Source organism: Serratia sp. Ae19-1 (assembly GCF_059801225.1).
Genome location: NZ_JBCHWD010000001.1, coordinates 465,815 through 492,296, shown reverse-complemented (window position 1 = coordinate 492,296; position 26,482 = coordinate 465,815). Strand labels below are relative to the sequence as shown.

General features: G+C 60.6%; 30 protein-coding genes. 17 read left to right on the top strand and 13 right to left on the bottom strand.

Translation table 11 applies throughout. The features are described from left to right. Positions 1–15 precede the first annotated feature (15 nt). Entirely contained in the window at positions 16–732 is a 717-nt protein-coding gene (locus AAIE04_RS02455) for an ABC transporter ATP-binding protein (RefSeq protein WP_498576631.1), read from the bottom strand. A 615-nt stretch (positions 733–1,347) separates the two neighbouring features. Here AAIE04_RS02455 and AAIE04_RS02450 point away from each other — a divergent pair. Next, positions 1,348–2,199 carry a DMT family transporter gene (locus tag AAIE04_RS02450; protein ID WP_498576420.1) on the top strand — a complete coding sequence of 284 codons (852 nt, stop codon included), beginning with the start codon at positions 1,348–1,350 and terminating at the stop codon, positions 2,197–2,199. Between the two features lie 57 nt (positions 2,200–2,256). Here AAIE04_RS02450 and AAIE04_RS02445 read toward each other — a convergent pair whose 3' ends face one another. Next, complete coding sequence (locus AAIE04_RS02445) at positions 2,257–2,847, bottom strand: Yip1 family protein (protein WP_019453944.1); 591 nt, start codon at positions 2,845–2,847, stop codon at positions 2,257–2,259. A gap of 205 nt (positions 2,848–3,052) precedes the next feature. Here AAIE04_RS02445 and AAIE04_RS02440 point away from each other — a divergent pair, with 205 nt between their 5' ends. The 7 genes from AAIE04_RS02440 (at position 3,053) to AAIE04_RS02410 (ending at position 7,596) form a co-directional block, all read left to right on the top strand. Then, positions 3,053–3,523: an acyltransferase gene (locus AAIE04_RS02440; protein WP_498576419.1), complete on the top strand. Its 471-nt coding sequence runs from the start codon at positions 3,053–3,055 to the stop codon at positions 3,521–3,523. Next, positions 3,520–4,062: a GNAT family N-acetyltransferase gene (locus tag AAIE04_RS02435; protein WP_498576418.1), complete on the top strand. Its 543-nt coding sequence runs from the start codon at positions 3,520–3,522 to the stop codon at positions 4,060–4,062. Before AAIE04_RS02440 ends, AAIE04_RS02435 begins: the two co-directional genes overlap by 4 nt. A gap of 104 nt (positions 4,063–4,166) precedes the next feature. Then, positions 4,167–5,009, top strand: coding sequence for a DUF1460 domain-containing protein (locus AAIE04_RS02430; protein WP_498576417.1), 843 nt, complete (start codon positions 4,167–4,169; stop codon positions 5,007–5,009). Positions 5,010–5,140: 131 nt separating this feature from the next. Beyond that, positions 5,141–5,953 carry a MetQ/NlpA family lipoprotein gene (locus AAIE04_RS02425; protein ID WP_498576416.1) on the top strand — a complete coding sequence of 271 codons (813 nt, stop codon included), beginning with the start codon at positions 5,141–5,143 and terminating at the stop codon, positions 5,951–5,953. Between the two features lie 152 nt (positions 5,954–6,105). Then, positions 6,106–6,555, top strand: a complete 450-nt coding sequence (locus tag AAIE04_RS02420) for a type II toxin-antitoxin system PemK/MazF family toxin (RefSeq protein ID WP_498576415.1) — start codon at positions 6,106–6,108, stop codon at positions 6,553–6,555. Positions 6,556–6,869: 314 nt separating this feature from the next. Then, positions 6,870–7,409: a GNAT family N-acetyltransferase gene (locus tag AAIE04_RS02415; protein WP_025160016.1), complete on the top strand. Its 540-nt coding sequence runs from the start codon at positions 6,870–6,872 to the stop codon at positions 7,407–7,409. A gap of 103 nt (positions 7,410–7,512) precedes the next feature. After that, positions 7,513–7,596, top strand: a complete 84-nt coding sequence (locus AAIE04_RS02410; protein ID WP_498576630.1) for a small membrane protein YohP — start codon at positions 7,513–7,515, stop codon at positions 7,594–7,596. A gap of 33 nt (positions 7,597–7,629) precedes the next feature. On the opposite strand, the gene AAIE04_RS02405 is transcribed toward AAIE04_RS02410, so the two are convergent. From AAIE04_RS02405 to AAIE04_RS02385, 5 genes are all read right to left on the bottom strand, one after another. Further along, positions 7,630–8,550, bottom strand: a complete 921-nt coding sequence (locus AAIE04_RS02405; protein ID WP_025160017.1) for a DUF808 domain-containing protein — start codon at positions 8,548–8,550, stop codon at positions 7,630–7,632. Positions 8,551–8,665: 115 nt separating this feature from the next. Next, a complete protein-coding gene (locus AAIE04_RS02400; RefSeq protein ID WP_019453952.1) occupies positions 8,666–9,583 on the bottom strand; it encodes an AEC family transporter in 918 nt (305 codons plus the stop codon). Positions 9,584–9,594: 11 nt separating this feature from the next. After that, complete coding sequence (locus tag AAIE04_RS02395; protein WP_235049932.1) at positions 9,595–10,380, bottom strand: TauD/TfdA family dioxygenase; 786 nt, start codon at positions 10,378–10,380, stop codon at positions 9,595–9,597. Between the two features lie 388 nt (positions 10,381–10,768). Continuing rightward, positions 10,769–11,689: an alpha/beta fold hydrolase gene (locus AAIE04_RS02390; protein WP_498576414.1), complete on the bottom strand. Its 921-nt coding sequence runs from the start codon at positions 11,687–11,689 to the stop codon at positions 10,769–10,771. 116 nt (positions 11,690–11,805) lie between these two features. Further along, entirely contained in the window at positions 11,806–12,210 is a 405-nt protein-coding gene (locus tag AAIE04_RS02385; RefSeq protein ID WP_019453955.1) for a VOC family protein, read from the bottom strand. Positions 12,211–12,286: 76 nt separating this feature from the next. On the opposite strand from AAIE04_RS02385, the gene AAIE04_RS02380 reads away from it, so the two are divergent. Continuing rightward, a complete protein-coding gene (locus AAIE04_RS02380; RefSeq protein WP_019453956.1) occupies positions 12,287–12,742 on the top strand; it encodes a GNAT family N-acetyltransferase in 456 nt (151 codons plus the stop codon). Positions 12,743–12,776: 34 nt separating this feature from the next. Here AAIE04_RS02380 and pbpG read toward each other — a convergent pair whose 3' ends face one another. The 3 genes from pbpG to AAIE04_RS02365 all read right to left on the bottom strand — a co-directional run bounded on the left by pbpG (position 12,777) and on the right by AAIE04_RS02365 (position 15,951). Then, a complete protein-coding gene (pbpG, locus tag AAIE04_RS02375) occupies positions 12,777–13,706 on the bottom strand; it encodes a D-alanyl-D-alanine endopeptidase (protein WP_025160019.1) in 930 nt (309 codons plus the stop codon). 151 nt (positions 13,707–13,857) lie between these two features. After that, positions 13,858–14,961: an adenosylhomocysteinase gene (locus tag AAIE04_RS02370; RefSeq protein WP_498576413.1), complete on the bottom strand. Its 1,104-nt coding sequence runs from the start codon at positions 14,959–14,961 to the stop codon at positions 13,858–13,860. Between the two features lie 45 nt (positions 14,962–15,006). Then, entirely contained in the window at positions 15,007–15,951 is a 945-nt protein-coding gene (locus tag AAIE04_RS02365; protein ID WP_198635664.1) for a GlxA family transcriptional regulator, read from the bottom strand. 91 nt (positions 15,952–16,042) lie between these two features. Between AAIE04_RS02365 and AAIE04_RS02360 the strand changes: the two genes are divergently transcribed. Then, positions 16,043–16,720, top strand: a complete 678-nt coding sequence (locus AAIE04_RS02360) for a DJ-1/PfpI family protein (RefSeq protein ID WP_019453960.1) — start codon at positions 16,043–16,045, stop codon at positions 16,718–16,720. Between the two features lie 50 nt (positions 16,721–16,770). Next, positions 16,771–17,334, top strand: a complete 564-nt coding sequence (locus AAIE04_RS02355) for a DedA family protein (protein ID WP_063918947.1) — start codon at positions 16,771–16,773, stop codon at positions 17,332–17,334. 16 nt (positions 17,335–17,350) lie between these two features. Here AAIE04_RS02355 and AAIE04_RS02350 read toward each other — a convergent pair whose 3' ends face one another. Then, the gene (locus tag AAIE04_RS02350) at positions 17,351–18,244 is read right to left on the bottom strand and encodes a LysR family transcriptional regulator (RefSeq protein ID WP_498576412.1); all 894 of its coding nucleotides are present in this window, start codon (positions 18,242–18,244) and stop codon (positions 17,351–17,353) included. A 112-nt stretch (positions 18,245–18,356) separates the two neighbouring features. Here AAIE04_RS02350 and AAIE04_RS02345 point away from each other — a divergent pair, with 112 nt between their 5' ends. Beyond that, positions 18,357–18,794: a PACE efflux transporter gene (locus AAIE04_RS02345; RefSeq protein ID WP_019453963.1), complete on the top strand. Its 438-nt coding sequence runs from the start codon at positions 18,357–18,359 to the stop codon at positions 18,792–18,794. A 435-nt stretch (positions 18,795–19,229) separates the two neighbouring features. Beyond that, entirely contained in the window at positions 19,230–20,696 is a 1,467-nt protein-coding gene (ansP, locus tag AAIE04_RS02340; protein WP_498576411.1) for an L-asparagine permease, read from the top strand. 37 nt (positions 20,697–20,733) lie between these two features. Here the strand turns inward: ansP and AAIE04_RS02335 are convergent, their stop codons facing one another. Continuing rightward, on the bottom strand, positions 20,734–21,513 hold the full coding sequence (locus tag AAIE04_RS02335) for a HalD/BesD family halogenase (RefSeq protein ID WP_019453965.1): 780 nt from the start codon (positions 21,511–21,513) through the stop codon (positions 20,734–20,736). A gap of 116 nt (positions 21,514–21,629) precedes the next feature. Here AAIE04_RS02335 and AAIE04_RS02330 point away from each other — a divergent pair, with 116 nt between their 5' ends. Then, positions 21,630–22,526, top strand: coding sequence for a LysR substrate-binding domain-containing protein (locus AAIE04_RS02330; RefSeq protein WP_498576410.1), 897 nt, complete (start codon positions 21,630–21,632; stop codon positions 22,524–22,526). Here the strand turns inward: AAIE04_RS02330 and AAIE04_RS02325 are convergent. Next, positions 22,511–23,263: an SDR family NAD(P)-dependent oxidoreductase gene (locus AAIE04_RS02325; protein WP_498576409.1), complete on the bottom strand. Its 753-nt coding sequence runs from the start codon at positions 23,261–23,263 to the stop codon at positions 22,511–22,513. The two genes, AAIE04_RS02330 and AAIE04_RS02325, sit on opposite strands and share 16 nt — an antisense overlap. A gap of 151 nt (positions 23,264–23,414) precedes the next feature. Here AAIE04_RS02325 and AAIE04_RS02320 point away from each other — a divergent pair, with 151 nt between their 5' ends. The 3 genes from AAIE04_RS02320 to AAIE04_RS02310 all read left to right on the top strand — a co-directional run bounded on the left by AAIE04_RS02320 (position 23,415) and on the right by AAIE04_RS02310 (position 26,473). Further along, entirely contained in the window at positions 23,415–24,179 is a 765-nt protein-coding gene (locus tag AAIE04_RS02320) for an arylamine N-acetyltransferase family protein (protein WP_498576408.1), read from the top strand. Between the two features lie 123 nt (positions 24,180–24,302). Then, positions 24,303–24,932, top strand: a complete 630-nt coding sequence (locus AAIE04_RS02315; RefSeq protein ID WP_498576407.1) for a response regulator — start codon at positions 24,303–24,305, stop codon at positions 24,930–24,932. Further along, positions 24,932–26,473 carry an MASE1 domain-containing sensor histidine kinase gene (locus AAIE04_RS02310; RefSeq protein WP_154746717.1) on the top strand — a complete coding sequence of 514 codons (1,542 nt, stop codon included), beginning with the start codon at positions 24,932–24,934 and terminating at the stop codon, positions 26,471–26,473. Before AAIE04_RS02315 ends, AAIE04_RS02310 begins: the two co-directional genes overlap by 1 nt. Positions 26,474–26,482: the final 9 nt, after the last annotated feature.

The window sequence follows — 26,482 nt, the reverse complement described above, 5'->3', positions numbered from 1 at the left end:
TTTCTCTCTGGTTTATCAAGCGCAATGGGGAACGTCAAAAATACGCAGCGTTTTCCCGCTGACGGGATGCGCTACATTGAAACTTTGCATGCCGAACACCGGCAAAATCACCGGCGTTTGCAACACCGCCTCGGGCGAACCGCAGGCCACCTGGCGGCTTTCGTTGAGCACCAGGATCCGATCGGCAAACGCCTCCGCCACGGGCAGATCGTGCAGCACCGCAATCACGGCAATATCTTTATTTTTTACTAACGACAGCAGCGCCGAGCGCCCGGGCGGATCGAGGTGATTGGTCGGTTCATCCAGCAGCAACAGGTCGGGAGACTGCGCCAACGCCCGGGCCAGCGCAGCGCGCTGACGCTGGCCGCCCGAGAGCCGCCCCAGCGGGTGGCGCCTGAGCGGCCCCAGCCCGGTTTCTTCGATGGCCTGGTCAACGATGCGCTTCGCCGCCGCCGGTTGCTCACCAAATGGCAAACGCCCTAAGGCGACATAATCCTCAAGCGACAGCCTTAGATCCGGCAGATCGTTTTGCGCCAGAAAGGCGATGCTTTTGGCGCGCTCCGCCGCCGGCCAGTTTGACAAGGCGCGCCCGCGCCAGTAAATGCCGCCGCTGTCCGGCCGCGTTTCGCCGATCAGGGTGCGTAACAGGCTCGACTTGCCGCTGCCGTTGGGGCCGATCACCGCCAGCTTCTCACCGGAGCGGAGCGCGAAATGAATGTTGTCGAGTATCAATGCCCCACCGTGGCCGGCCAGGCTCACTCCATCAACGTGGAGGATGTCGTGAATTGGGTTCATCATGCACTATTTGTTATATTATAACATATCATTATTTCTATCACGATTGCCCGCCCTCTGCAAAAGCGAATCGCAACGTCTCTTGCCATACGCACTCAACGCGCAAGCCGGAACAGGGTATCCACTCCGCTGCGGCTTGCTTTTGCATCAAAATTGCGCCGTTAAAGCAACATAACATATCCTTTAATTAATGATAATGATTTTCATTATCATTAAAGTACCTGCGATTTACGATTGCGTCCCACGGCGAACTTGGTTATGTTTGAAACGGTTAATTTCATTCCCGATGTTCAGGAAGCTAGATGACTCACTTTGCGCACAGCACAGATCCCACCAACGCGACCGCCCCGGCCGTCGTTTTGCTGTGTGCTTCCTCCGCTCCACCCGCCGTTTCCTCTGTCGTTTCAGCGGTTGCCGCTTACCCGCCACGCATTGTGGTCGTGCGCTAAGCCAAACCGACTTTTTACCTCCGGCTTATGTTGATCTGTTGCGTTCAGGCGTAGACCGCCGCGCGCGCCGGAGCCTGTAATTTTCACGACAGGTGAAATTGATATGCGATTACCTTCTCTCTGGGCCAATGCCGGCCTGGCTACGCTGTTCGTCCTGCTTTGGAGCAGCGGCGCTATTTTCTCCCGTTGGGGGTTGGAACACGCTTCCGCCTTCGCTTTTCTGTTCTTCCGCTGCGCCATCGCACTGGCGGTGCTGTTGGCTATCGGCCTGTGGCGGCGCCAGTGCCTGCCCGCCCCCGGCACCCGTCGACGCATCGCGCTGATCGGCGTGCTGATGATCGGCGGCTATCAGATCTGTTATCTGCTGGCGCTGGAACAGGGCATTACGCCCGGGGTGCTGGCGACGCTGCTCGGCGTACAGCCGATCCTCACCCAGTTCATCACCGAACGGCGTTGTGCCGGGCTGCGCGCCTGCGGGTTGGCGCTGGCGTTGGCCGGGCTGACGCTGGTGGTGTACCAAAGCCTGATGGTGGCCAACTTCTCGCCGAGCGGCATGCTGTTCGCCTTTATCGCTCTGGGCTGCATGACCGCCGGCACCCTGCTGCAAAAGGGCATGGCCCAGCCGCCGCTGGCGGTCTTGCCGCTGCAGTATGCTATGGGTCTGTTGATGTGTGCGTTGGCGCTGCCGTTTGAGCCGCTGCGGGTCGAATGGCGGCCTGAGTTCGTGCTGCCGCTGCTGTGGATGGCGGTGGTGATCTCGGTGCTGGCGACTTTCCTGCTGTATCGCCTGATCCAGCGCGGCAACCTGGTGCAGGTCACCAGCCTGTTCTATCTGATCCCGGCGGTCACCGCCCTGCTGGATTACCTGCTGCTCGGCCACGCGTTAGCCGCGCTGAGCCTGCTGGGCATGGCGGGCATCGTGCTCGGCGTGATGCTGGTTTTCCGCCGCGCATAAAAGCAAAAGCCCCCGCGCCGTTCCACCGGCGCGGGGGCGACAACAACTACCGTTAACTCAGAACAACCAGGAACCGTACCCCCACAGCAGCACCGTCACCCCAAGCAGCAGCTCGAGCAGCAGGATGCCGATAGCGAAGGTCGAGCTGGAGAAGATGAACCCTTCCTTACTGTCGATATTCAGGAAGTGCGGGATCCCCAGATTCAGCAGATAGCCCGAATAGCACAGGCCGATAATGCCGACAAACAGACACAGCCAGACAACCGGATAAAGCGCCACCACCCCGCTGAGGAACATCGGGGTCGCCACGTAGCCGGCGAACACCATGCAGCGGTGCAGACTTGGGCGCGATTCATAACGCCGCGCCATCCAGTGAATGACTTTCCCCATGGCCGCTACGCCCGCCAGCATCAGCAGGTAGAACGCCACGGCGGTATAAAACGCGGTAAACATGTCGAGCCTGATGGCATGTCCCTCGCCGGAGAGCCAGCCCAACTGGGTGGTGCCGATAAAGGCGCAGACCACCGGGATTGCTGCCAAGAGCAACACGTGATGGGTGTATAGGTGCGAGACGCTTTCATTCTCGCTTTTGATCTGTTCGAACTCGGCGCTGGGATGCGCCAGAAGTCCCCAAACATGACTGACCATGAGACACCTCCTATCTCGCCGTAGGCCGCGATCGGCGAACGAATTCCACACCTCCGACGGACAGCTACCCGTGCGAGGATTGCGGCCACGGGGCTCTCTCCCCTGTACTAATTATAGTCTTTCGGCGAAAAAACGTGCAGAAAGCGCAACGCCGCGGCGCTTTGTCTTATACTCCCCCCATCAAACCCAGACTGAGAGGAAGGTTATGCCATCCGTTATCACCATCCGCCAGGCGGGGATCGTCGACGTCGACGCCGGGCGTAACGTCACCGTTGTCGAGCCCTGCAATCTGTACGGCTGCCGGCTCGGCGACGATGTCTTCGTCGGCCCGTTCGTCGAGATCCAGCGCTACGTCAGCATTGGCGCGCGCAGTAAAATTCAGTCGCACAGCTTTATCTGCGAATACGTCACGCTCGGCGAAGAGTGCTTTGTCGGCCACGGCGTCACCTTCGCCAACGATCTGTTCAAAGACGGTGCGCCCAATGCCGATCCGGCCAGCTGGGGACGCACGCGCATCGGCGATCGGGTGTCCATCGGCTCCGGCGCCACGGTCTTGGCGGTGGAGATCTGCAGTGGCGCGGTGATCGGCGCCGGGGCGGTCGTGACCCGCGATATCACCCGCAAGGGGATCTATGCCGGCAACCCGGCGCGCCTGCTGCGGGAGCTGCCGTCATGAACCCGGCCATCCGCATCACGGCCATTGAGGCGTTGCCCGCCGATTATTTGGCCTGCGGCGATTTCAGCTTTACCGTCGCCAGCTACGCCCTGCCGCAGTTCGACAGCCCGGTCGACAGCTGGCCAACCCGCCCGGTCGCGCCGTTTCGCAAACAGTATCCGCTGGCGCCGCTCGTCAACGACGACAGCGTCACCTTCCTGGCGTATCGCCAGAACGAAGCCGTTGGCCATATCACGCTGAGCAAAAACTGGAACGGTTACACCCTGATCGATGAGATCGCCGTCAGCGCTCACGCGCGCCGTCAGGGCATCGCCGGGGCGCTGCTGGACTGCGCCAAACAGTGGGCACGGCTGCAGGAAACCTCAGGTATGATGCTCGAAACGCAGAACAACAATCTGGCGGCCTGCCGCTGCTACCAGCATTACGGGTTTATCCTCGGCGGCATCGATCGTTTACTGTATCGCGCCGAGCCGGAGATCGCCGATCACGAGATCGCACTGTTCTGGTATTTGCCGTTCAATAACGAAATCGGTTACTGATTTATCGGGCCTCATTGAGGTTATGTTTACTTTTTAACCCCTACCATCGGATGAGAACTGTTATCACTTACTATGATAAGCCAGCGACACCCATGGAGGGCCGTATGAACAAGAACAAGGTTGTTTTACTGATGTTAGCTATCGCCATGAGCGGATGCGCCGAGCGCCCCACCCCGGCAACGCCGCCGCCCGACGTCACCGTTGCGCCGCCGAGCGTGCAGCCGGAGATGGACGCCAGCACCCGCAGCAAGCTGCGTGAGATCCTCGCGCTGCGCGCCGGTTGGCCCGCCGCTCAGCCACATGGCCGCACCGTCGATTTGATTTCGCGCGAGTTTCTCGGCACCCCCTATCTCGCCAATCGCCTGATCGGCTCGCAGAACACGCCCGAGCAGCTGGTGATCGACTTCCGCGGGCTGGATTGCTTCACCTACATCGATTATGTGGAAGCGCTCAGCACCGCCCGCAGCGAGGGCGAGTTCGTACAGCGGCTGATAGATATCCGCTACGTCGACGGCAAAATCGCCTTCCCGCAGCGCAAACACTTCTTCACCGACTGGGCGCAGCGGCCGCACAAGGTGGCCGAAGACATCACCGCGCAGCTCAGCCCGCACGCCGTCACCCTCGTGAAAACCCTCAACCAGAAGGCAGACGGCAGCAGCTACCTGCCCGGTTTGCCCAACGTACAGCGCAGCGTGACCTATATCCCCAGCGACAACGTCGACGACAAGGTGCTGGCCCAGCTGCGCACCGGCGATTATATCGGCATTTACACCAACCTGGACGGGCTGGATGTCACCCACACCGGCATCTACGTGATGACCGACAACGGCCCGGTGCTGCGCAACGCCTCCTCGCGCAAGGCCAACATGCAGGTGGTCGATTCGCCCTTTATAGATTACGTGATGGCTACGCCGGGCATCGTGGTGCTGCGTTCGCTCAGCCGATAATCCCCCCGCCGCATAACGGCTATAAGCTATAGCCGTTTATGCTGAACGAGCGTTTGACTTCATCGGCAGTTCAGGCTTAGCTGTAAGAACAAAAAACAACTGATTTTATTGTTCTTTTCAGGGAGACTTCGATGACCTTACGCTGGCGTATCACCCCTCTGGCGGCGACCTTCGCCGCCGTATTGGCGCTTCAGGGCTGCGATCAAAAAACCGACCAAAACCATATCAAAGTCGGCGTCATCAACGGCGCGGAACAGGACGTGGCGGAGGTCGCCAGACAGGTGGCGAAAGAAAAATACGGGCTGGAGGTCGAGCTGGTGGGTTTTAGCGGTTCGCTGCTGCCGAACGACGCCACCGACAAAGGCGAACTGGACGCCAACGTGTTCCAGCACCGCCCGTTCCTCGAACAGCAAAACAAAGATCACGGCTATAAGCTGGTAGCGGTCGGCAACACCTTCGTCTTCCCGATGGCCGGCTACTCCAAAAAGATAAAATCGCTCAAAGAGCTGCCGGACGGCGCGGTGATCGCTATTCCGCTCGATCCGACCAACCTGGGGCGCGCCCTGCTGCTGCTGGAAAAAACCGGCCTGATTACCCTGAAACAAGGCAAGGGGCTGCTGCCCACCGCCCTGGATATCAGTGCCAACCCGCATCATTACCAGATCATGGAGCTGGAAGGCGCGCAGCTGCCGCACGTGCTGGACGATCCGAAGGTCACCGTCGCCGTTATCAGCACCACCTACATCAATCAAACCGGCCTGACGCCGACCAAAGACGGCATTTTCATCGAGGATAAAAACTCGCCGTACACCAACATCATCGTCACCCGCGAAGACAATAAGGACGCGCCGAACGTGCAGAACTTCATCAAGGCCTATGAGTCGGACGAAGTGGCCAAGGCCGCCGAGAAAATCTTCAACGGCGGCGCGGTGAAAGGCTGGTAAATTCGGCCACCATCAAGGCGGATTCTGCGTACGAATCCGCAATTTTTCACTTTCATTTGCCGTTTCCTTACGCCACACCTTTCTCTCAACGCAAAACGCCCGCATGCTCATTCCTCCATAACACGGATTGTTCGCAACAAAGGAGTGTATCGATGCCGATCAAATTTTCCCCCAAGGTCGGGGAAATTCTTGAGTGCAACTATGGCAACTACCCACTATCACTCTGCCAACCGCATGAAGCCGGCTTTTATGATGGCTACATTCCGCCAGAAATGGTGAAGAACCGTTTAGTTGTTGTGTTAAATGGCAAAATTAACGGTAATGCCTGCATTATCGTACCGCTGTCGACCACCAGAGATTCGAATAAGATCCAACAAGGGTTGCACATAGAGATCACACGAGAACTCATCGAAGATATGAGATTCTTTCATCCGCAAACGCGTTGGGCAAAGGGCGATCTGGTGCAGCAAGTCAGCCGTCAACGGCTGAGCAGAGCCCGTAAAGAGAGAGGTTTTCTTACCCAGTGTCTGTCACGCGAGCTTGTTGCTGACATCCAACGCGCCGTCATTAAGTCGATCAATGCCCGCAATATGCTGTTCTGACCAGTACGCTGTTGTTGACAAAACAGACAAATCAGGTGAAATTGTCGCCGTAGCCGATAAAGGCCCTTATGCTATACCCTCCCTTTCAGGGTCCTGCGAAGCCCAGCCACCAAGCTGGGCTTTTGCCTATCAAGCGCCCACTGATTTCTTATCTTTCCGCTCTTGCCCCCTCAGCCTTTCTACCCTGACCGATACGCGGCGAACGTTCCCATAGGGTTGTCTTATCTCACCATAACAAAACCCGATTTACCCCGACGGCGGGCGGCGCGCATAATGCCGTTTATCCGCTGATTTTCAAGGTAAACAGACTTGCCATGACGCTCTTAGCCCCCGCACTCAGCCTCCTCGACGCCACGCCGGACGATATGGTCGCCGTGCTGCGTATTTACACCCACCACGTGCTGACAGGCGCGGCTTCGTTTGAAGAACAGCCGCCGACGTTGGCGGAAATGCAGCTGCGGCTGAGCAAGGTGCAGGAAGCCGGCCTGCCCTGGCTGGTGGCGAAAAGCGAAGGCCGTATTGTGGGCTACTGCTATGCCACGCCTTATCGCCCCCGGCCGGCTTACCGCTTTACCGTAGAAGACTCGGTATACATCGCCGAGGGGCAACAGGGTAAAGGCGTCGGCAAAACACTTCTGAGCGCGCTGATCGCCCGCTGCGAGCAAGGCCCCTGGCGCCAGATGCTGGCAATCGTCGGCGACTCCGCCGCCAACCGCGGCTCGCTGGCGCTGCACCAGTCGCTCGGCTTCACCAGCGTCGGGACGTTAAAAGCGGTGGGGTTCAAGCTGGGGGAGTGGCGCGACACCCACATCATGCAGCGCGCGCTGGGCGCGGGTGATAAACAGCATCCCTGAATGCGTGGCGACGCGCGATGGGGAGATAGCGTCTATAGTGAAGAATGATTTCATTGAGTTAGCGCCAACCGCGCGCCACATTTAACGGGTAAGGGAGAATCAAATGAAAATTATTCTGTGGCTTGTCGCCATCATCTTTATCGTGGGTTTGTTGACGATTACCGGCGTTCTCAAACTGATTTTTTAAAACGCCTCGCCCCTCCCGGGGCGAGACTTTTCATCATGCCTTGAAACGCGCGCGCGCTGCGCCCAGCGCCGACACCACCGCCAGCACTACGCCGCCGGCCACCAGACCGAACGCCACGTTCAACAGCGCCGGAACCACACCCTGCAGAATATGGCCAAACGTCGGCACCACGGTGGTGTACGAGGCCCAGTCTTCGAACAGATGATGTACCGGCGGCAAACCGTGGGTCAGGATGCCGCCGCCGACCATAAACATGGCGACGGTGCCGACGATCGACAGCGTTTTCATCAAATAAGGCGCGGCGCGCACGATGCCGCCGCCGAGGGAGCGCGCCAACGCGCTGCCTTTGCGGCTCAGATACAACCCCAGATCGTCCAGCCTGACGATGCCGGCGACGATGCCGTACACGCCGAGCGTCATCACGACGGCGATGCCGCACAAGACGATCACCTGCTGGCTGAAGGTGGCGCCGGCGACGGTGCCCAGCGTGATGGCGATAATCTCGGCGGAGAGCACAAAGTCGGTACGTATCGCCCCTTTCACCTTGCGCTTCTCATAAGCTGCAGCGTCCTCATTGGCGCCGGGCCCGTCGGATTTATCTTCCTGCGCCGGCTTGCCGGGGCTCAGGCTGTGGAACACCTTTTCGAACCCTTCGTAGCATAGGTAGGCGCCGCCCACCATCAGCAACGGCGTAATCGCCCAGGGCGCGAAGGCGCTGATCAAGAGTGCCAACGGCACCAGGATCGCCTTGTTGATCAGCGACCCTTTGGCAACGCTCCATACCACCGGCAGCTCGCGATCGGCTTTAACGCCGGTCACCTGCTGCGCGTTGAGCGCCAGATCGTCCCCCAGCACACCGGCGGTTTTTTTGGCCGCCATCTTGGTCATTAAAGAGACATCGTCCAGCAACGAAGCGATGTCGTCGATAAGGGTAAGTAAGCTACTTCCTGCCAAAATGATTCATCCTTTTCACATTCACTATCCGTTTAGCATAGCGGTAAAGCCTGATGAAAGGATATGGGAGGATATCGGAAAACGCCGGGCGGGCGCTTGCCGCCCGGCGCCGGCGTTACAGCGCTACGCTGCCCAGAATGAAGGTGACGGTAATGACCGACAGCAGCGTCGTCCAGGTGATGATGGAAGCCATCGCTTCATGGTCGCCCCCCATTTGCCGCGCCAGAATATAGGCGTTGCCGGCGCAAGGCACAGCGGAATAGAGAATGGCGATGCTGGCGGGCACGCCGGTGGCGCCAAAATAGTGCACCAGCGCGATGGTAATCAGCGGCATGGCCACCAATTTCAGCACGGTCGCATAAGAGATGGAAACCAATTTGCGGATATGCATGCTGACGATCAACCCTGCACCGACCGACATCAGGCTCAGCGGCGTGGCGGCGTTGGAGAGATAAACGAACAGCTGTTTTAGCGCACCGGTGATATGCAGGTTGCACAGATTCATCAACACCCCGAACAACGCGCCGATGATCAGCGGGTTCTTCGTCAGCGCCAGCAGCGCGCCGCTCAGGCTTTTCTTACTGCCGGTGCCGTAGTGGTTCATCACCAACACGCTCATGATGTTGGTCAGAATGATCATGTACGCCACGAAGAAGCCGGACAGCGCCACCCCCTCACTGCCGAACAGCGATTGCGACAGCGCGATGAATACATAAGAGTTATACCTGACTCCCCCCTGAAAAATGGAGGTAAACAGATCCGCCGATGTATTGAAAAACAGCTTGCCAACGAAAATAATCAACGCAATGGCCAATGTGGAAATAATGGTCGCCACAACGGGATAGAAGCTGTCCGCGCCGCTAAAGTCCGCTTCGCTGATATCCAATATCAACAGCGCCGGAAAAAACAGGTAATAAACGAATTTGTCAGAAAAGCCCCAAAAAACGGCGACATCTTTAACATAAAGCTTTGACAAATAGCCCAGCACAATTAACAAAAAAATCGGCAATATAGAAAGAAAAACGTTCAGCATGAATAATAACCTTAAATCGAGAAAATACGCTCTTCAACCTGATTGAGGTTGCGGTGATTCCACAAGCTTGCCGAAATGAAGACCCGTTGCACCCAGCGCAACGGCGTATCTTTTTCATCGAAGGAAGGCGTAAACTTATCGCGCGAATGCAATGCAAAGCGATTGTCGATGTAAACCAAATCGCCCGGGCAAATATCGATGCCGATGGCGTTTTCTTTCACCAGACCATAGAAACGTTCCAGCGCGGCTTCCGCCCGTGGCGTGCTGGCCGCAATCATGCCGGGATAGAAGACCGCGCTCACATCTGGCAACACGTGGTTTTGCGAGATCAGCGGCACCAGCGCGGTTTCTTCACGCCCGGCCTGAGTGGATTGGCGCCAGCGGTACGGCAGCTTGATGCTGTACAGCGGGCTGGCCAGCGTTTCGACGTCCTCGCGGCTCAGTTGAGCGATCGCCAGACGCGAGTCGGAGATGCGCGTCATCGGGCTGTGCGGATCGCGGCGCACGCCGGCCAACAGCAGGCCCATCGGCGAAACGTTGAACTGCTCCAGGTGTTTCAGGGCCGCATTTTCAATATGGAAGTCCAGTTCAACATCGAATCCCAGGCCGGTATATTCTTTTTTAGCTTCGCGTTTGGGGATCAGATTATTGATCAGTTCTTTCCCTTCGAAATACATCGAATAAGGTTCGCCGATGAGCGAAGAGATACCGACCAACAGGTTTTCGCTGATATTACCGGATTTAGCCGAAGGCGTATATTGGTTCGGACAAGGGGAAAAGAACACTTCTTTATCCACCGGCACATTTTTTAAAATAAGATAAGGCCGTGGTTTGATCGACGCCTTTTGCTGGCTTAATGCGGCGCTTAATCTGTGGGGCAAATGGGTGATCATGGTCGAGCGTATGGCGTGAATATAAGCATCGCCGCCGGCGGGATCGTAAGCAATTCTATCTAATGCCGAAAATAACTCGTTTCGTTCCTGATCCGTCAATTGAAAGACGTTTTGGTAATCCATCCTGAGCATTCCTTGACAATAAGAATATCATTAGCAAGCCTAATGAAAGCGGCGGGATGTTAACATTTTGCATTCAAAATCATAAAGATTTATTAACCAGTTTCGTGATCTCAATCACTACTCCTCCGTCCAGTTAATGACGGAGAAGAAGTGTGTAATAAACAAGCAGTTAAATAGGTGCGTCGCAATCGGAGGCGATCGTGAACGCACGCGAAATATGTTGAAGGACCGGGCGATGGGCATCAAATACGCACGATAAATGCGTACTGCCCTCAAGCAAACCAAATGCCACATACACGCTGCCATGCTGTTCGACAAAGCGCTGCATCGATTGCGCATTGAACAACTCGTCCTGGGCTGCCGCCAGCAGCAAAGTCGGTAATCGCAACGCCGCCAATTGCTTTGCCGGGGCGCGCGGCGTCAACGCGTTAGCCATATTGACACTGTATTGGCAGACAAAATCGAGGGAGGTGGCCAGCACGGCCGGGGGAAAATTCAGGCTGACCGCCCGAGATTGCCCGAACCATCGCCCACCGCTGAGCGCATTGGCCACAAAGGGCCATTGGCGCACCTGAGCAAAACGGGCCGCCGCCGTCAGATCGCGGGCTATCCCGGAAAATGGCCCCAGCTCAGGCGCCAGCATGATCAGGCTATCCGCCTGCTGCTCGCAAGGATAACGGGTCAAGTAGTTGAGCAACATCCCGGCGCCGCTGGAATGACCAAGCAGGTGCCTGCGCGCCAACGGAAAACGCAGGCGCATTTCCGCCAGGATGACATCGACATCGCGCCAAATACGCTCAGGCCGCTCAACCGTTCCCCGCTCTCCGGCGGAATCGCCATGTCCGCGAATATCGACCAGGCACACCGCGAGCGTTGGCTCGGCCGCCAACTGGCGCGCCAGGACGTCATACCCGGCAGCGCTGTTAACCCCGCCGCCGTGATACACCACCATCACGTCTTCACTCGCGGCAGTTTGCCGATACAGGCGATAGCTCAATCCCTCAACGCGACCGGACGACATCTCCACGTGCCCGCCCGGCCACTCGCCGTAAGACTTCGCTTGCTCAACATAGCGGTCAAAATCAATCAAAGCGCACCTTTCCATGAATGTTGTCGGTATTGCCCACGGCAGAATTCCCTGCCACCACGGGGGTAAGCATATGAAACAACTGCAGGCACTACCATGCCTTTTGCACGCCCCTGGCGTCAGGGCAGATCGCCCGCCGGCACATTGAGCTGCCAGGAGAGGCCGAAACGATCATTCAGCCAACCGAAACGGGCACTGAAGCCGTAATCATCGAGCGGCATCAGCACCTTGCCGCCTTCCGCCAGGCGGTGAAAGGCCTGTTCAAGCGCCTCTTCGTTAGGCAAGTTGATGAACAGCGACACCGCCGGGGTGAAGCTGAAGTCATGGCTGATCGGGCTGTCGATAAACACCAGGTTCTGCCGGTCGAAATCGATGGTGGCATGCTTGATCAACCGCCGGCCGTCCGGCGTCGGGTCGTAATGCTGCACCTGCATGAGCCGAAAACGCTCGAACACCTGGCTGTAGAGGTCGATCGCCTGTTGCGCCTCTCCCTGGAACATGACAAAAGTCGACACCTGACTCATAACATCCCCTCCGACAAACGTTGTGGTATTAATGGAGGATAGCGGATTACCGCTGAAGCGGCGGAAAGGAGCAACCATGAGCATCATTCATCGTCTGGCGCAGCCGGACGATCTCAACGGCCTGTTGGCCCTGTATCGCGAGCTGCGTCCGCAGGACGCGCCGCTGCGCACCGACGATGCGCGCCGTGCCCTGCAGCGCCTGCTGGACGATCCGGCGATCCGTCTGGTGGTGGCGGCAAAGGAAGAACAACCGATCGCCACCTGCATGATGGCGCTGATCCCAGGGCTGGCGCACCAGGCACAGCCGTTCGGCGTCATCGAACACGTGGTGACGGCGGAGCCCTATCGCGGCCACGGCGTGGCGCTCGCCATGATTGAATACGCGCTGCAGCTGGCCTGGCGCAAGGGCTGTTACAAGGTGATGCTGCTGTCGGGGCAGCAACGCACCGGCGCGCACCAGCTTTATCTCAAAGCCGGGTTCGACGGCGATCGCGAGCGGGGATTTGTCATCAGGCGGCCCGAGGGCCGATAGCGGCCTGCCGCCAACGGGCAGGCCGCCAGGCGGGTCATTCGGTGGCGTTTTTCGCCAGGCTGGCGTCTTTTTGGCGGCGATAGTCGCGGGCGGCGGCCGGGATCGGCGTCACCTTGCCGGTCTCAATCCAGCTGCGCAGCCGGTTGGCGTCGGCGAAGTGGGTATATTTGCCGAAGGCGTCCAGCACCACCAGCGACACAGAACGGTTGCCGATCACGGTGCGCATCGCCAGGCAGTGGCCCGCCTGATTGGTGAAACCGGTCTTGGTCAGCTGAATGTTCCATTTCGGGTTGTACACCAGGTGGTTGGTGTTGCGGAACGGCAGCGTGTAGTTGGGATCCTTGAAGCTGGCCATGCGCTCGGTGGTGGTGCTGAGCTGGCCGATCAACGGATATTGCTTGGTGGCGATCAGCAGCTTGGTCAGATCGCGCGCCGTCGACACGTTGTGGATAGAGAGCCCGGTCGGTTCGACGTAATGGGTATTGGTCATGCCGAGCGCCCTGGCCTTGGCGTTCATCGCTTTGATAAAGGCGTTGTAGCCGCCCGGATAGTGGTGCGCCAGGCTGGCGGCGGCGCGGTTTTCCGACGACATCAGCGCCAGCAGCAGCATATCCTTGCGGCTGATTTCGCTGTTCAGCCGCACCCGCGAATAAACCCCTTTCATCTCCGGCGTCTGGTGGATATCCACCGACAACATCTCGTCGAGCGGCAGGTGTGCGTCCAGCGTGACCATGGCGGTCATCAGCTTGGTAATCGAGGCGATCGGCACCACTTCATCCGGGTTGCGCGCATACATCACTTTATGGGTTTGCATATCGACGACCATCGCGCTGCCGGAAGCCAGCTCCGGCTGGGTGGCGTGCAGAGCGGCGGCGTTGTCGCTGGCCAGCGCGCGCGGCGCAAAGCCTGCGCCCGCCTGCAAAGCGAGCAGGGTCAGAACCAAAACACGTATTTTCACAGGCATTACTCTGAAATGGGGGCTTGAACTCTGCGAATTATATGTGAGGGTGCGGTGCTTGGCACTGGGATTGTAGGGCGGATTTGTGACAAATTCTGTCGGCCGAAAAACGGCACAGCCCGCGGGCGCCCTGGGATGAGCGCCCGCGTAGAAAAAGTTACAGCGCCGGCTGCCACGCCGACTGCGGCAGCAGGTACAGCCCCGGCGTTTGCCGCGCCCCTGCACCGACGATATGGCCGATGCCGGCCGCCATCACCGCCAACGTCACGTCGAAGGCGTTGAGGCTATCGCCGTAGCCGGCGGTCAGGTTGAACATCGAACCGTTGGCCAGCAAATAGACCGTCTTCTCATTGAGTTGGTAAGCGTTCACATAAGGCATCGGCTCGTGGTGCGGCAGGCCTTTGAGGAAGCCGACGTCGATCTCTTCCGCCACGTGGCCGACGTTGAGGATAAACACGCCGTCCTGCGCCTGCTGCAGATGCTGCGCCGAGAGCACGTTCTTCGCGCCGGTCGCCGTGGCGATAACGTCCGCCTGAGCGACCGCGCTCGCCAGATCCACCACCTGCCAGCCGTCATAACGCGCCTGCAGCGCGCGCGCCGGGTCGATTTCCGCCACCATCACCTGGCCGCCGTAAGCCCTGGCCGCCGCCGCCGTTCCCTGCCCGACCAGGCCGTAGCCGATCACCAGCACGCGCTTTTCGTGCAGCGTCAAATGGGTGGTCTGGAAGAAGGTGTGCCAGGCGGTCAGCCCAACCATGTGCCGGTTATGCAACCCCTCTTTCACCGGCAGATCGTCCCAGTTGAAGATCGGGTAACGCGGCGCCACGCCGTTTAACCGGCTGATGCCCGATCCGGTGGCTTCCAGCCCGGCGACGATCTGCGGGCCGTTCGGCGATTGGTGCAGACGGGTGGTCAGATCCGCCCCCATTTCGCACAGGTGGGTCGGCTGCCAGTCCAGCGCGCGATCGAAAGATTCCGACCACTCGCTGGCGTTCATGTCGCGCCAGGCATAGGCCTGCGCCCCCCGCCGTTCCAGCCAGGCCACCACGTCGTTCTGCACCGTGGTGGGATTGCAGGTAGTCAGGAAGATCGCCGCGCCCTTATCCAGCAGGCCGGCCACCAGCGGCGCCATTTTCAGATCCAGGTGCATATTGCACGCCAGCCGCACCCCGTGCAGGTCCGGCAGTGCCGCCACCGCCGCCCGGGTGCGCGGCATATGGCGCATCGCCCAGTTCAATTCACTGTCAAAATCCTGATACATCCGTTGCTCCTCTGGTGTGCTCCGCCGCCAGGCGTGGCAAAAAAGTTATCCCGCGCGGCCGAGCCGGCGGATCGCCTGCGGCGACAGGCCAAATACGCGGATAAACGCCCGCCTCATGCGTTCCGGATCGCTGAACCCCACCGAACGGGCGATCGCTTCCAGCGGCTCGGCACCCTCTTCGATGCGCACCCTGGCCGCCTCGACCCGCAGCTGCTCGATCACCTTGGCCGGCGTCTGCCCGGTTTCAGCGCGGAACAACCGGCCGAACTGCCGCTCGCTCAGGCAGGCGGCGTCGGCCAGATCCGCCACCGACAGCGGCAGATGCAAGTGCTCGCGCGCGTACGACAGCGCGGCGCGCATGCGATCCGACGGCGGATTCAACGCCAGCAACAGCGAATATTGCGACTGCCCGCCGGGGCGACGGTGGTACACCACCAGTTGCCGCGCCACGCCCGCCGCTATCGTAGCGCCGAGATCGTCCTCGATCAGCGCCAGCGCCAGATCGATGCCGGCGCTGATGCCCGCCGAAGTCCAGATATCGCCGTCACGGATGAAAATGCGGTTGCTGTCGACGCGAATGCGCGGGTAGTTCTGCTGCAAGCGCGCCGCGTGATACCAGTGGGTGGTGGCACGTTTGCCGTCCAGCAAACCGCAGGCCGCCAGAATAAACGCCCCGGTGCACACGCTGGCGATGCGCCGCGCTCGCCGGCTGTGGGCCGTCAGGAACGCTGCCAACGCCGGTGACTGCGCCGCCATCACATTGCCGCTGCCGCCGGCCACCACCAGCGTATCAAAACGCTCGTCGCCGCACGGCTGCGTGGCGATCGCCACCCCGGCCGAGCTGGCGACCATGCCGCCCTGCGGCGAGATCGCCACACAGCGGTAAGCCGGCGGGTCAGTGAACTGGTTGACGTTATCGAACGCCGCCAGCGGCCCGGCAAAATCCAGCAGGTTAAAACCGGGAAAAACCACAAAACCGATCGTTTTCATGATGGCGCTTTTTGAGGGTTATCTGTCATATCAGCCAAAAACAGGGCGGCTATTATGACCCAGGTCCAACGATAAAAATGAGGCGAATATCATGTCTGAACCATTAGTGATTGTATTTCCCATCTATCAAGGCGTCACTCAGCTCGACTTTACCGGCCCGCTGCAGTTTTTGCGCCACATGCCGGGCGCGGAAATCATCGTCGCCTCGGTAGACGGCGCGGATGTCGAGTCTGAAGGCTTGCACTTCACCCAGCTGCGCCCGCTGCCGGAGATCGCGCGCTGCGACGTGCTGTGCGTGCCGGGCGGCAGCGGCTGCACGCAGGCGCTGCAGGATCAGGCGTTCATGCAGCAGATCCGTCGCCTGGGCGCCGATGCCCGCTACCTGACCTCGGTATGCACCGGTTCGCTGATCCTGGCCGCCGCCGGTCTGCTGCAAGGCAAACGCGCCGCCTGCCACTGGTCGATGCGCGACAGCCTGAAGCTGTTCGGTGCCGTGCCGAGCGCAGCGCGCGTGGAACGCGACGGCCACGTGATCAGCGGCGGCGGCGTCACCGCCGGTATCGACTTCGCGCTGGCGCTGATCGCCGAACTGCACGGCGAAGACACCGCCCAGATGATCCAGCTCTACCTGGAATACGCCCCGGCGCCACCGTTCGCGGGCGGCACGCCGGAGCTGGCCCCGCCGCATATTTACGCCAGAGTGCAGGCGCAGATGGCGGAAAGCCTGCAGCGGCGCAGAGCATTGGTGGCCCAGATCGCCCAAGGCTAGCGATCGGGCGTATACTTGCCCTTATGCGTCAGTCACATAAGGAGTAAGGAATGACCGATTTGGCCCACTACATTACGGACTACGGCTACTGGGCGTTGTTTATCGGCTGCCTGGCTGAGGGGGAGACCATCACGCTGCTGGGCGGCATCGCCGCCCACGAAGGGCTGCTGCACTGGCCGTGGGTGATTGCGGTGGTGGCGCTCGGCGGCACGCTGGGGGATCAGCTGCTGTTCTTCACCGGCCGCCGGTTCGAAGGCCGGGTGATCTCACGCCTTAAAGGGCAGGAAAAGCGCATCGCGCGCGCCAGAAAGCTGATCGCCCGCCACCCGATGCTGTTCGTTATCGGGGTGCGCTTTATGTACGGTTTCCGCATCATCGGCCCGGTGCTGATCGGCGCCAGCCGCCTGCCGCCCTCGCGCTTCGTGCCGCTTAACATCCTCGGCGCCATTCTCTGGGCGACGATCTTCGTCATGCTCGGCTATTTTGGCGGCCAGGCGATCGAAAGCTTCGTTACCGGCTTCGACAAAAAACTCTCCAGCCTGCTGTTTGTCGCGCTGGCGATCGCCGCCATTCTGCTGGTGCGCTTCTGGTGGCGCAAACGCCACGCGGAGTGAGCAAGCGCACCCGGCGTCAGCTTTTCTGCGGCGCCTCGCGCATCAGCGCCACCAGCTCGCGCGCCGCCTTGTCCAGCGGGCGGTTCTTCTGCCAGATCAAATGCATCGGCAAGCGCAGCTCGTTCTTGGTATTTTTGAATTTCAGCCGCATCAGCCGGCCCTGCGCCAGCAGCGGCTCGGCCAGCGACAGCGGGAAATTCCCCCACCCCAGCCCCGCTTCCACCATATTCAGCGCCATCGGCAGGCTATCGGTGCGCCAGTAAGCCTCCGCCACCTGCGGACGCAGATCGCCGATCGGCAGGTCACGGCTGGCCACCATGATCTGCCGCACGTTGACCAGATCCTCGAGAAACAGCTCGCCCGCAGCGCCGTCCAGCGCCGGATGCTGCGGCGACAACATCGCCACCAGCGATTCCGCGCCGACGAAGTGGAACTGTTCCGCGCTGTTGACGTTCAGCCCGCCGAACGCCAGGCAAACGCCGATGCGCCCCTGGTGCAACATGTGCAACACGTCGTCCTGCGGCGCGCTGAGCACTTCGATGTTCAGCAGCGGATAACGCTGCGACAGCGTTTTCACCGCCGCCAGCAGGCCGGCGCCGTTGATATCCGACGCCACGCCGATCGAAAGCGTGCTTTCCAGCCCCTGGGACAGTTCGATGGCGTGCACCTGCAGCTGCTTGAGCTGCCCGGCGATCAGTCGGGCATGCGGCGCCAGGGCCAGGGCCAGCGCGGTCGGCGTCGGTTCGCGGTGAGAACGGTCGAACAAGGCAAAACCGAGCTCCGCCTCCATGTTGGCGATGCCCATGCTGACGGCGGAAGGCACGCGCCGCAGCGCGCGGGCGGCGGCGGAAAACGAACCGCGATCGAGCACCGCCAGAAACAGCTCGATGTTGTCGCTGGAAAAATTCATCGTTTAATCTATCAGTAAAACTGACAGCTCCTGACTTTTTCTATCAATGTGATTGACGTTATCTTAGCCGCCGTCGCCGCAGAGGCAACTAAAAACAGATCGGGAGAAAACAATGCAGGGCGTCAAACGCAAACTGGTGTATGTCACCGCTTATGAAATCATCGGCATGACGATCTCGGCGCTGGGGCTGGCGCTGCTGTCGGGCCACGCGCCGACCAGCACCGGACCGCTGGCGGTGGTGATCACCACTATCGCCGTCAGCTGGAACTTCATTTACAACTACTTATTCGAGTGGTGGGAGAGCCGCCAGGCATCGCGCGCCCGCACCCTCAAGCGCCGCATTTTGCACGCGGTCGGGTTTCAGCTGACGCTGGTGGTGTATCTGATCCCGCTGATCGCCTGGTGGATGGGCATCACGCTGTGGCAAGCGCTGCTGCTGGATATGGCGCTCATCGTCATCATTCCTTGCTACACCTTCCTGTTTAACTGGGCGTTCGACAAGCTATTCGGCCTGCCGGCTTCGGCTTTGCCGGCCGGTGAATCCGCCTGAGAATAACCCTCGTCCTATTCGCCTGCGCACGCTCATCGCTGCGCAGGCGCCACCGCTTTATTTTTCCCCCCCTTCTCCTCCGAGCCAAATAACCGCCAAATCCCTTTAATTTGCGAGGTAATTATTATTCTGTGATTTCAATCACTTTTATCGTTCGATATTTCCGTGTTGATAATGAGACTCATCTTACTGAATAATATGCGCTTTTGTTTTCAGTTTAAAAAACAAACACACTTGATCACTATTTGCACACAGGTTTTTTTGCCACATTTAACGGGAAACGGTAGCATGCCACGCCGTTATTTAACGGCGGCTGTATACACAATAAACAGCGGAATGATGCCACGACCTCATTCTCATTACGATTGCTGATGGCAATCGATTGCTCTGCAGCTCAGGGCGGAGTTAATCACAGACAGGTAAACAGGACGGATAATGCACTCACAAAACAAGTCGGCGGATGACAAACACGCCGCCAGAAGACGCTGGCTGGACTCCCATGAATCCGGTTACCACAAAAGCATGGGTAAGCGGCAGATCCAAATGATCGCCATCGGCGGTTCGATCGGCACCGGGTTGTTCCTCGGTACCGGCGGCCGTCTCGAGCTGGCCGGGCCGGCCCTGGCGCTGGTCTATCTGGTCTGCGGGATCTTCTCTTTCTTCATTCTGCGCGCGTTGGGCGAACTGGTGCTGCATCGGCCTTCCAGCGGCAGCTTCGTTTCTTACGCCCGCGAGTTTCTCGGCGAAAAAGCCTCTTACGTCGCCGGCTGGATGTACTTCCTCAACTGGGCGATGACCGGCATTGTCGACATCACCGCGGTGGCGCTGTACATGCACTACTGGGGCACCTTCGCCGACGTGCCGCAATGGCTGTTCGCCCTCGGCGCGCTCGGCATCGTCGCCACCATGAACATGATCGGCGTGAAATGGTTCGCCGAAATGGAGTTCTGGTTCGCGCTGATCAAAGTGGCCGCCATCGCGCTGTTCCTGATTGTGGGTGTGGTGTTCCTCGGTACCGGCACTCCGGTGGCGGGCAATACCACCGGTCTGCATCTGATCACCGAAAACGGCGGCATGTTCCCGCACGGCCTGCTGCCCGCGCTGGTGCTGGTGCAAGGGGTGATCTTCGCCTTCGCCGGCATTGAGCTGATCGGCACTGCCGCCGGCGAGTGTAAGGATCCTGCCAAAATGATGCCCAAAGCGATCAACAGCGTGATCTGGCGCATCGGTCTGTTCTACGTCGGCTCCGTGGTACTGCTGGTGCTGCTGCTGCCGTGGAATGCCTATCAGGCCGGCCAAAGCCCGTTCGTCACCTTCTTCAGCAAGCTGGGCGTGCCTTATATCGGCACCGTGATGAACATCGTGGTATTGACCGCCGCGCTCTCCAGCCTCAACTCCGGCCTCTACTCCACCGGCCGCATCCTGCGCTCGCTGGCGATGGGCGGCTCCGCGCCGAAGCTGATGGCCAAGATGAGCAGCCAACAGGTGCCTTACGCCGGCATTCTGGTCACCTGCGGCATCTACGTGATCGGCGTGGTGCTCAACTATCTGGTGCCGTCGCGGGTATTCGAGATCGTGCTGAACATCGCTTCGCTGGGCATTATCGCCTCCTGGGCGTTTATCATCGTTTGCCAGATGCGCCTGCGCAAAGCCATCCGCGAAGGCCGCGCTCAGCCTGTCTCGTTCAGAATGCCGGGCGCGCCGTTCACCTCCTGGCTGACGCTGGCGTTCCTGCTGACCGTGGTGGTGATGATGGCGTTCGACTACCCGAACGGCACCTGGACCATCGCCACCATTCCGGTGTTGGCGGTGCTGCTGACGCTGGGCTGGTTCGGCCTGCGCAAACGGGCGCAGGAAGTGAAACTGGAACAGCAGGCTCACGAAGAACAGAACCAACGCTAAATCGACAAGCCGCCCTCCGGGGCGGTTTTTTTATCCGTTATAACCGGCCGTAAAACGTCATTCGAGCGCTTTCCGACAGCATCACGCCCGGCTGCGCATTGTAGGCCAGCACCACCAGCATGCGCGTAGCGTCGCCTTCGGTCGGCGTCACCCGGTGCAGGGCATTGCGCCCGCGAAACAGCACCAGATCCCCCTCCTCGATCGCCAGCCGCTTGGCTGCTCGTTCCCCGTCCAGCACCTGCGCAACCCCGGCATAGTTCATCTCGCCGCGGTCGGCGTCGCGCAGCTTCTCCACATATTCGAAACGCCCGCCCGCCGCCGGTTTCTGGATCAGCAGCGTGATGGCGAACGACGAGTTATCGAAGTGCCAACCCAACTCCTGGCCGGCGCGCGCGTAATGCAGGTTGATCGACGACAGCCGATCGGCGTAGGGATAGAGCTGCGCCTCATCCAGCACCGCACAAAGGAACTCGCGAAACGCCGGGGCGTCGTACAGCGCGCGCAGCGGCGACTGGGGCGGAATATCCTCGTCGGTAATGCAGCCCTTGGACGACACCACCAGCCGGTTGCGCGCGTGATCGGCCGGCAGCGCGTCGTCCTGCGGCCGCAGATACACGTTGTGCTTGCTGGTGGCGTAAAACGCCGCATGGTGCTGTTCGGCGCCTTCCAGCCGCACCGTCGCCAGCGCGGCGTCGCGCAAAAATCCCGGCAGCACCAGCGCGCCTGCGCTCTCCAGCGTTTGCCTGCAGCGGGCGCGAAACGCGGCGTCGCCAATGGGATGGGCGGACAGATCGATAATATCGGCAAGTTGCGGCATGACGTTCCCCTCGAGTGCGATAGCCGGATGCCTCTCACTGTAGCGAATGGCGCATTGCCGCCATAACAAAAATACGTTATGGATAAGTTAACCAATTCTTAGCGATAACCCTGCCCATGCACTCACCGTCTCGTGCGCGCCTGCCCAAACTGAGCGCCATTCTGGCGTTCGAAACCGCCGCCCGCACCGGCAGTCTGGCCCGCGCGGCGGATGCGCTGGCATTGACCGCCGCCGCCGTCAGCCAGCAGATCCGCCAGCTCGAACAGCATCTGGGCATCACGCTGTTCATCCGCGCCAAAAGCGGCGTCACGCTGACCGAACAGGGCGCGGACTACCTGGCATATGTTCAGGAAGCGTTTGAAACGCTGCGCGTGGCGCAGCAGCACGTCGAACGCCAGCGCGGCAAGCAGGCGCTGACGGTGTTCGCCCTGCCGGCGTTGGCCTCCAAGTGGCTGAACCCGGCGCTGGACGCCTGGCTGGCGCAATACCCCGACGGCGATCTGCGGCTGCACGCCACCCATGCGCCGGTCGATTTCGCCCATTCGACGGCGGACTTCGCCCTATGCTTCGGCGATCAGGATTACCCGCTGCTGGAAAAGGCGCGGCTGTTTCAGGATCGGGTACAGCCGGTGTGCAGCCCGGCGCTGCGCGATCGCGGCGACTGGACGCAGCAGCCGCTTCTCCACGTTGACTGGGGCAAGGAGAGCCAGTTTCTGCCGGGATGGCACGAGTGGTTCACCGCCGCCGATCGCATGCCGCCGCCACGGCGCGGGCTGACCTATAACCTGACTTCACTGGCCATCGACGCCGCCGTGCAAGGGCGCGGGGTGCTGCTCGGCCAGCGGCGGCTGATCGCCCGCGAACTGGCGGCAGGCCGGCTGGTCACGTTGGCCGAACCGGCGCTGCCGCTCAGCAAACCCTACTACGTGGTTTACCCGGCGCGCACGCTGGAAAAGCCCGGCGCGGCGGCGTTTCTGGCCTGGCTGCAGACGCTGGCTCAGCACGCAGTATAACCGCCGTCGATACTGTAGAACGCGCCGGTGGTGAAACTGCTGTGATCCGAAAGCAGAAAGGCCACCGTTTTCGCCACCTCTTCCCGCGTCGCCATTCTCCCCATCGGGTGCGAAGCGGCCATCTGCGCCCGCGCCGACGCTGGCAGTGCCCCCATCGCCGGCGTATCCACATAGCCCGGCCCGACGGCGTTGACGCGTACGCCGCGCGTGGCGAATTCCAGCGCCGCCGAGCGCGTCAAGCCCAGCACCCCATGTTTGGCGGCAGTATAGGGCGCGATCCCGGCAATGCCCACCACCCCGTTGGCGGAAGAGAGGTTCACCACCGCCCCGCCGCCGCCGGCGACGATCGCCGGCAGGCCGTACTTCATGCCGAAAAACGTGCCGCTCAGGCAGGTGGCGATCACCTCATGCCAATCGTCGACCGCGTACCGATCGATACCCACCTCGTGCGGGCCGGTGATCCCGGCGTTGTTGACCAGCAGATGCAGCGCGCCGTAGCGCCGCACCGTCTCTTCAATGCCCTGCTGCACCGACGGCGCATCGCGCACGTCCATCCGCAACGTCATCACGCGTCGACCGTCGGGATCGAGCCGCGCGGCGGCGGCGGCGAGAGGCGCGGCGTGGCGGCTGGTCATCACCACCGTGGCTCCGCGCCGAAACAGCTCGGCGGCGATCGCTTCGCCGATGCCGGTGGAAGCGCCGGTCACCAGAGCCACCCGATGTTTGAAATCTTGCATAGCCGTTCTCCTGCAATGTTGAACTCCGGGGAACAGGCTAGCGCCGACCAGTGACAGTTTGCGGCAGCAGCGACAGCGCAGCACGGAATGCGCTCACAAAAGCCGCAAAGCCCGCTATTTTATGCCTACTTTTTCTCATGCGAGACACCCTGTGGATACACAAAGCTACCTGCAGCATATCGGCTTTACCGGCGGCGCCCGCCCTGACCTCCCCACGCTGCAACAGCTGCACCATCGCCACATGCTGAGCGTCCCGTTCGAGAACCTGAGCATTATTTATCATCAGGGCATTCAGCTGGCGCCGGAGGCGCTGTTCAGCAAGGTGGTCGAGCGTAACCGCGGCGGTTTCTGTTATGAGTTGAACACGCTGTTCGCCCTGCTGCTGCGAGAGCTCGGCTTCAAGGTGAGCTTCATCTCCGGCGAGATCCGCGCGCGCGACGGCCATTTCGGCCCGCGCTACGACCATCTGGCGCTGCGGGTGGATCTGGCGGACCAGGCCTGGCTGGTGGACGTCGGTTTCGGCGATTCCTTCCTGACGCCGCTGAAGATCGTCGTCGCCGAGCCGCAACCGCAGGCCAGCGGCACCTTCCACCTGGAGCGGGAAGGCGAGTATTACCTGCTGGAGCGCCGCAACGGCGACCAGCGTTCGCATGCCAAAACGCTGTATCGCTTTACCGTTCAGCCGCGCGAATTGCATGAGTTCGACGAGATGTGCCACTTCCACAGCACCTCGCCGCAATCGCACTTCACCCAACGCCTGGTATGTTCACGGCCGACGGACCACGGCCGGGTCACCCTCAGCGACATGAAGCTGATCGTGACCGAAGATCACCAGCGCCACGAAACGACGTTGCATTCTGAAGAGGAACGCCGCGCCGCGCTGTGGCAGCATTTCGCCATCGATGTGGATCGTTAACGGCGCCGGCGGCGCCCTTTTATTACGATTCTGTTACATCGATTGCATAACCGCGCTTGGCTGATTGCCAGCCCCGCGGCGGCAGGCATCATAGGGTCATGATTCGGCAGCAGAGTGCGAAAAATGATCCGTGTGATACTGGTGGATGACCATGTGGTGGTGCGCTCAGGCTTTGCCCAGTTGCTCAGCCTCGAGGACGATCTCGACGTGGTGGGGCAATACAGCAGCGCGGCGGCGGCCTGGCCGGCATTGCTGCGCGAAGACGTCAGCGTCGCGGTGATGGACATCGCCATGCCGGATGAAAACGGCCTGAGCCTGTTGAAGCGCCTGCGGGCGCACAAACCGCAGTTCCGCGCGATCATCCTCAGCATCTATGACTCTCCCACCTTCGTGCAGAGCGCGCTGGATGCCGGCGCCAGCGGCTATCTGACCAAACGCTGCGGGCCGGAAGAACTGGTGCAGGCGGTACGCTCCGTCGATATGGGCGGCCATTACCTGTGCGCCGACGCGCTGCGGGCGCTGCGCGGCGGCGAGCAACCGAACACGGCGCTGGAAGCCTTGACTCCGCGCGAGCGCGAAATTTTCGATCTGCTGGTCAGAGGCGACAGCGTAAAGGAGATCGCTTTCAAGCTCGAGCTCAGTCATAAAACGGTGCATGTACATCGCGCCAACGTCCTGGGCAAGCTGCAGTGCAGCAGCACCATCGAGCTGGTGCATTTCGCCCTCGACCATCAGCTGCTGGCGGGGCATTGATGTCGCCCCGCTTCCGCCCCTGGGTTATCTCGCTGTTTATCCTGTTGGCCTGGGGCAGCGGCTGGCTGATGCTGTGGACACTCGGTTTCTATCTGACCCACAACGGCAATCAGGCAGTGCTGTTTTTGCCGCACGGCGTCTATCTCGCGCTGCTGATCCTGCTGGCGCGTCGCTATTGGCCCGCCCTGATAGCGCCACCGATGCTGCTGCTGTTCTGGCTGCACGGCGAACGCCTGCTGAGCGGCTACGGTCTGCTGGCCGCGCCGTTTATCACCCTGATCCCGGCGGCGCTCGCGCAACGAGTCTGGCGCCGTTTTCCGCTCTACTGGCAGCGGCTGACGCTGCTGCTGGCTGCGGTGACCGCCGCCTCGCTGCTCAATACCGCCCTGCTTACGCCATTAGTGCCAAGCCCGGCGATGCTGCTCGGCCTGGCGTCGTTTACCGGCGGCGTCTTGCTGACCCCGTTCGTCTACCTGATCTTTGAATTTCTGCGCCAGCAGCACCGTTACCATCTGCTGGGGCTGGACACCACCAACCCGCCGCTACGCGCGTCCTTAATCATCTGGTGCAGCCTGTTTTTCGTTATCGGCATCGGCACGCAGATGGTGCTGTCGCCGGAAATCGAACGCCTGCTGCTGATCGTGGTGTTTCTGCCGAATGTGGTGATGGCGTGGAAGTTCGGCTGGCAGGGCGGCGTATTGTCCGGCCTGCTCGGCAGCATGATGATCACCCTCGCCCGGCAGGTCGGCGGAGGGTTCGGCAATCTGGTCGAGCTGGAGATCTTTCTGGCAACGCAGGCGCTGCTCGGCATCGGCCTGGGCATCGCCATCAGCCGCCAGCAGCACCTGGCGCAAAACCTGCACCACTATCGCCGCCGCCTGGAAGAGGAGCTGGCGGCGCGGCGGGCGCTGACCGAAAAACTGATCCACGCCGAAGAAGACACGCGGAAAAATCTGGCGCGCGAGCTGCACGATGAAATCGGCCAGAACATCACCGCGATTCAAATCCAGTCGCAGCTGGTCAAACGGGCGCGCGATGCGGTGCAAACCCAGGCCGCCGCGAACCAGATAGCCGATCTCGCCCGGCGCATTCATCACTCCACGCGCCAGCTGCTGCGCCAGCTGCGCCCGCCCGCGCTGGACGAGCTGGCGTTCAAAGAGGCGCTGCACCACCTGCTGAACGAATTCGCCTTTGCCGAACGGGGCATCCGTTGCCGTTTCGACTACCGGCTGACCGACACGCCCGCCGGCGAGACGGTGCGTTTCACCCTCTACCGGCTGCTGCAAGAGCTGCTCAACAACGTGTGTAAACACGCCAAGGCCAGCGAGGTCGTCATCGTCCTGTATCAACAAGGCGCGCTTTTGCACCTCGAGGTGCGGGACAACGGCGTCGGCATCCGTGCAAACCCGATGCCCGGCTTCGGCATTCAGGGGATGCGCGAACGGGTCAGCGCACTCGGCGGCGAACTGACGCTGGAAACGCAGCGCGGCACGCGGGTAATTGTTAACCTGCCCACAAATTTGCCACAAAGCGCCGGCTAACTAGGAAAA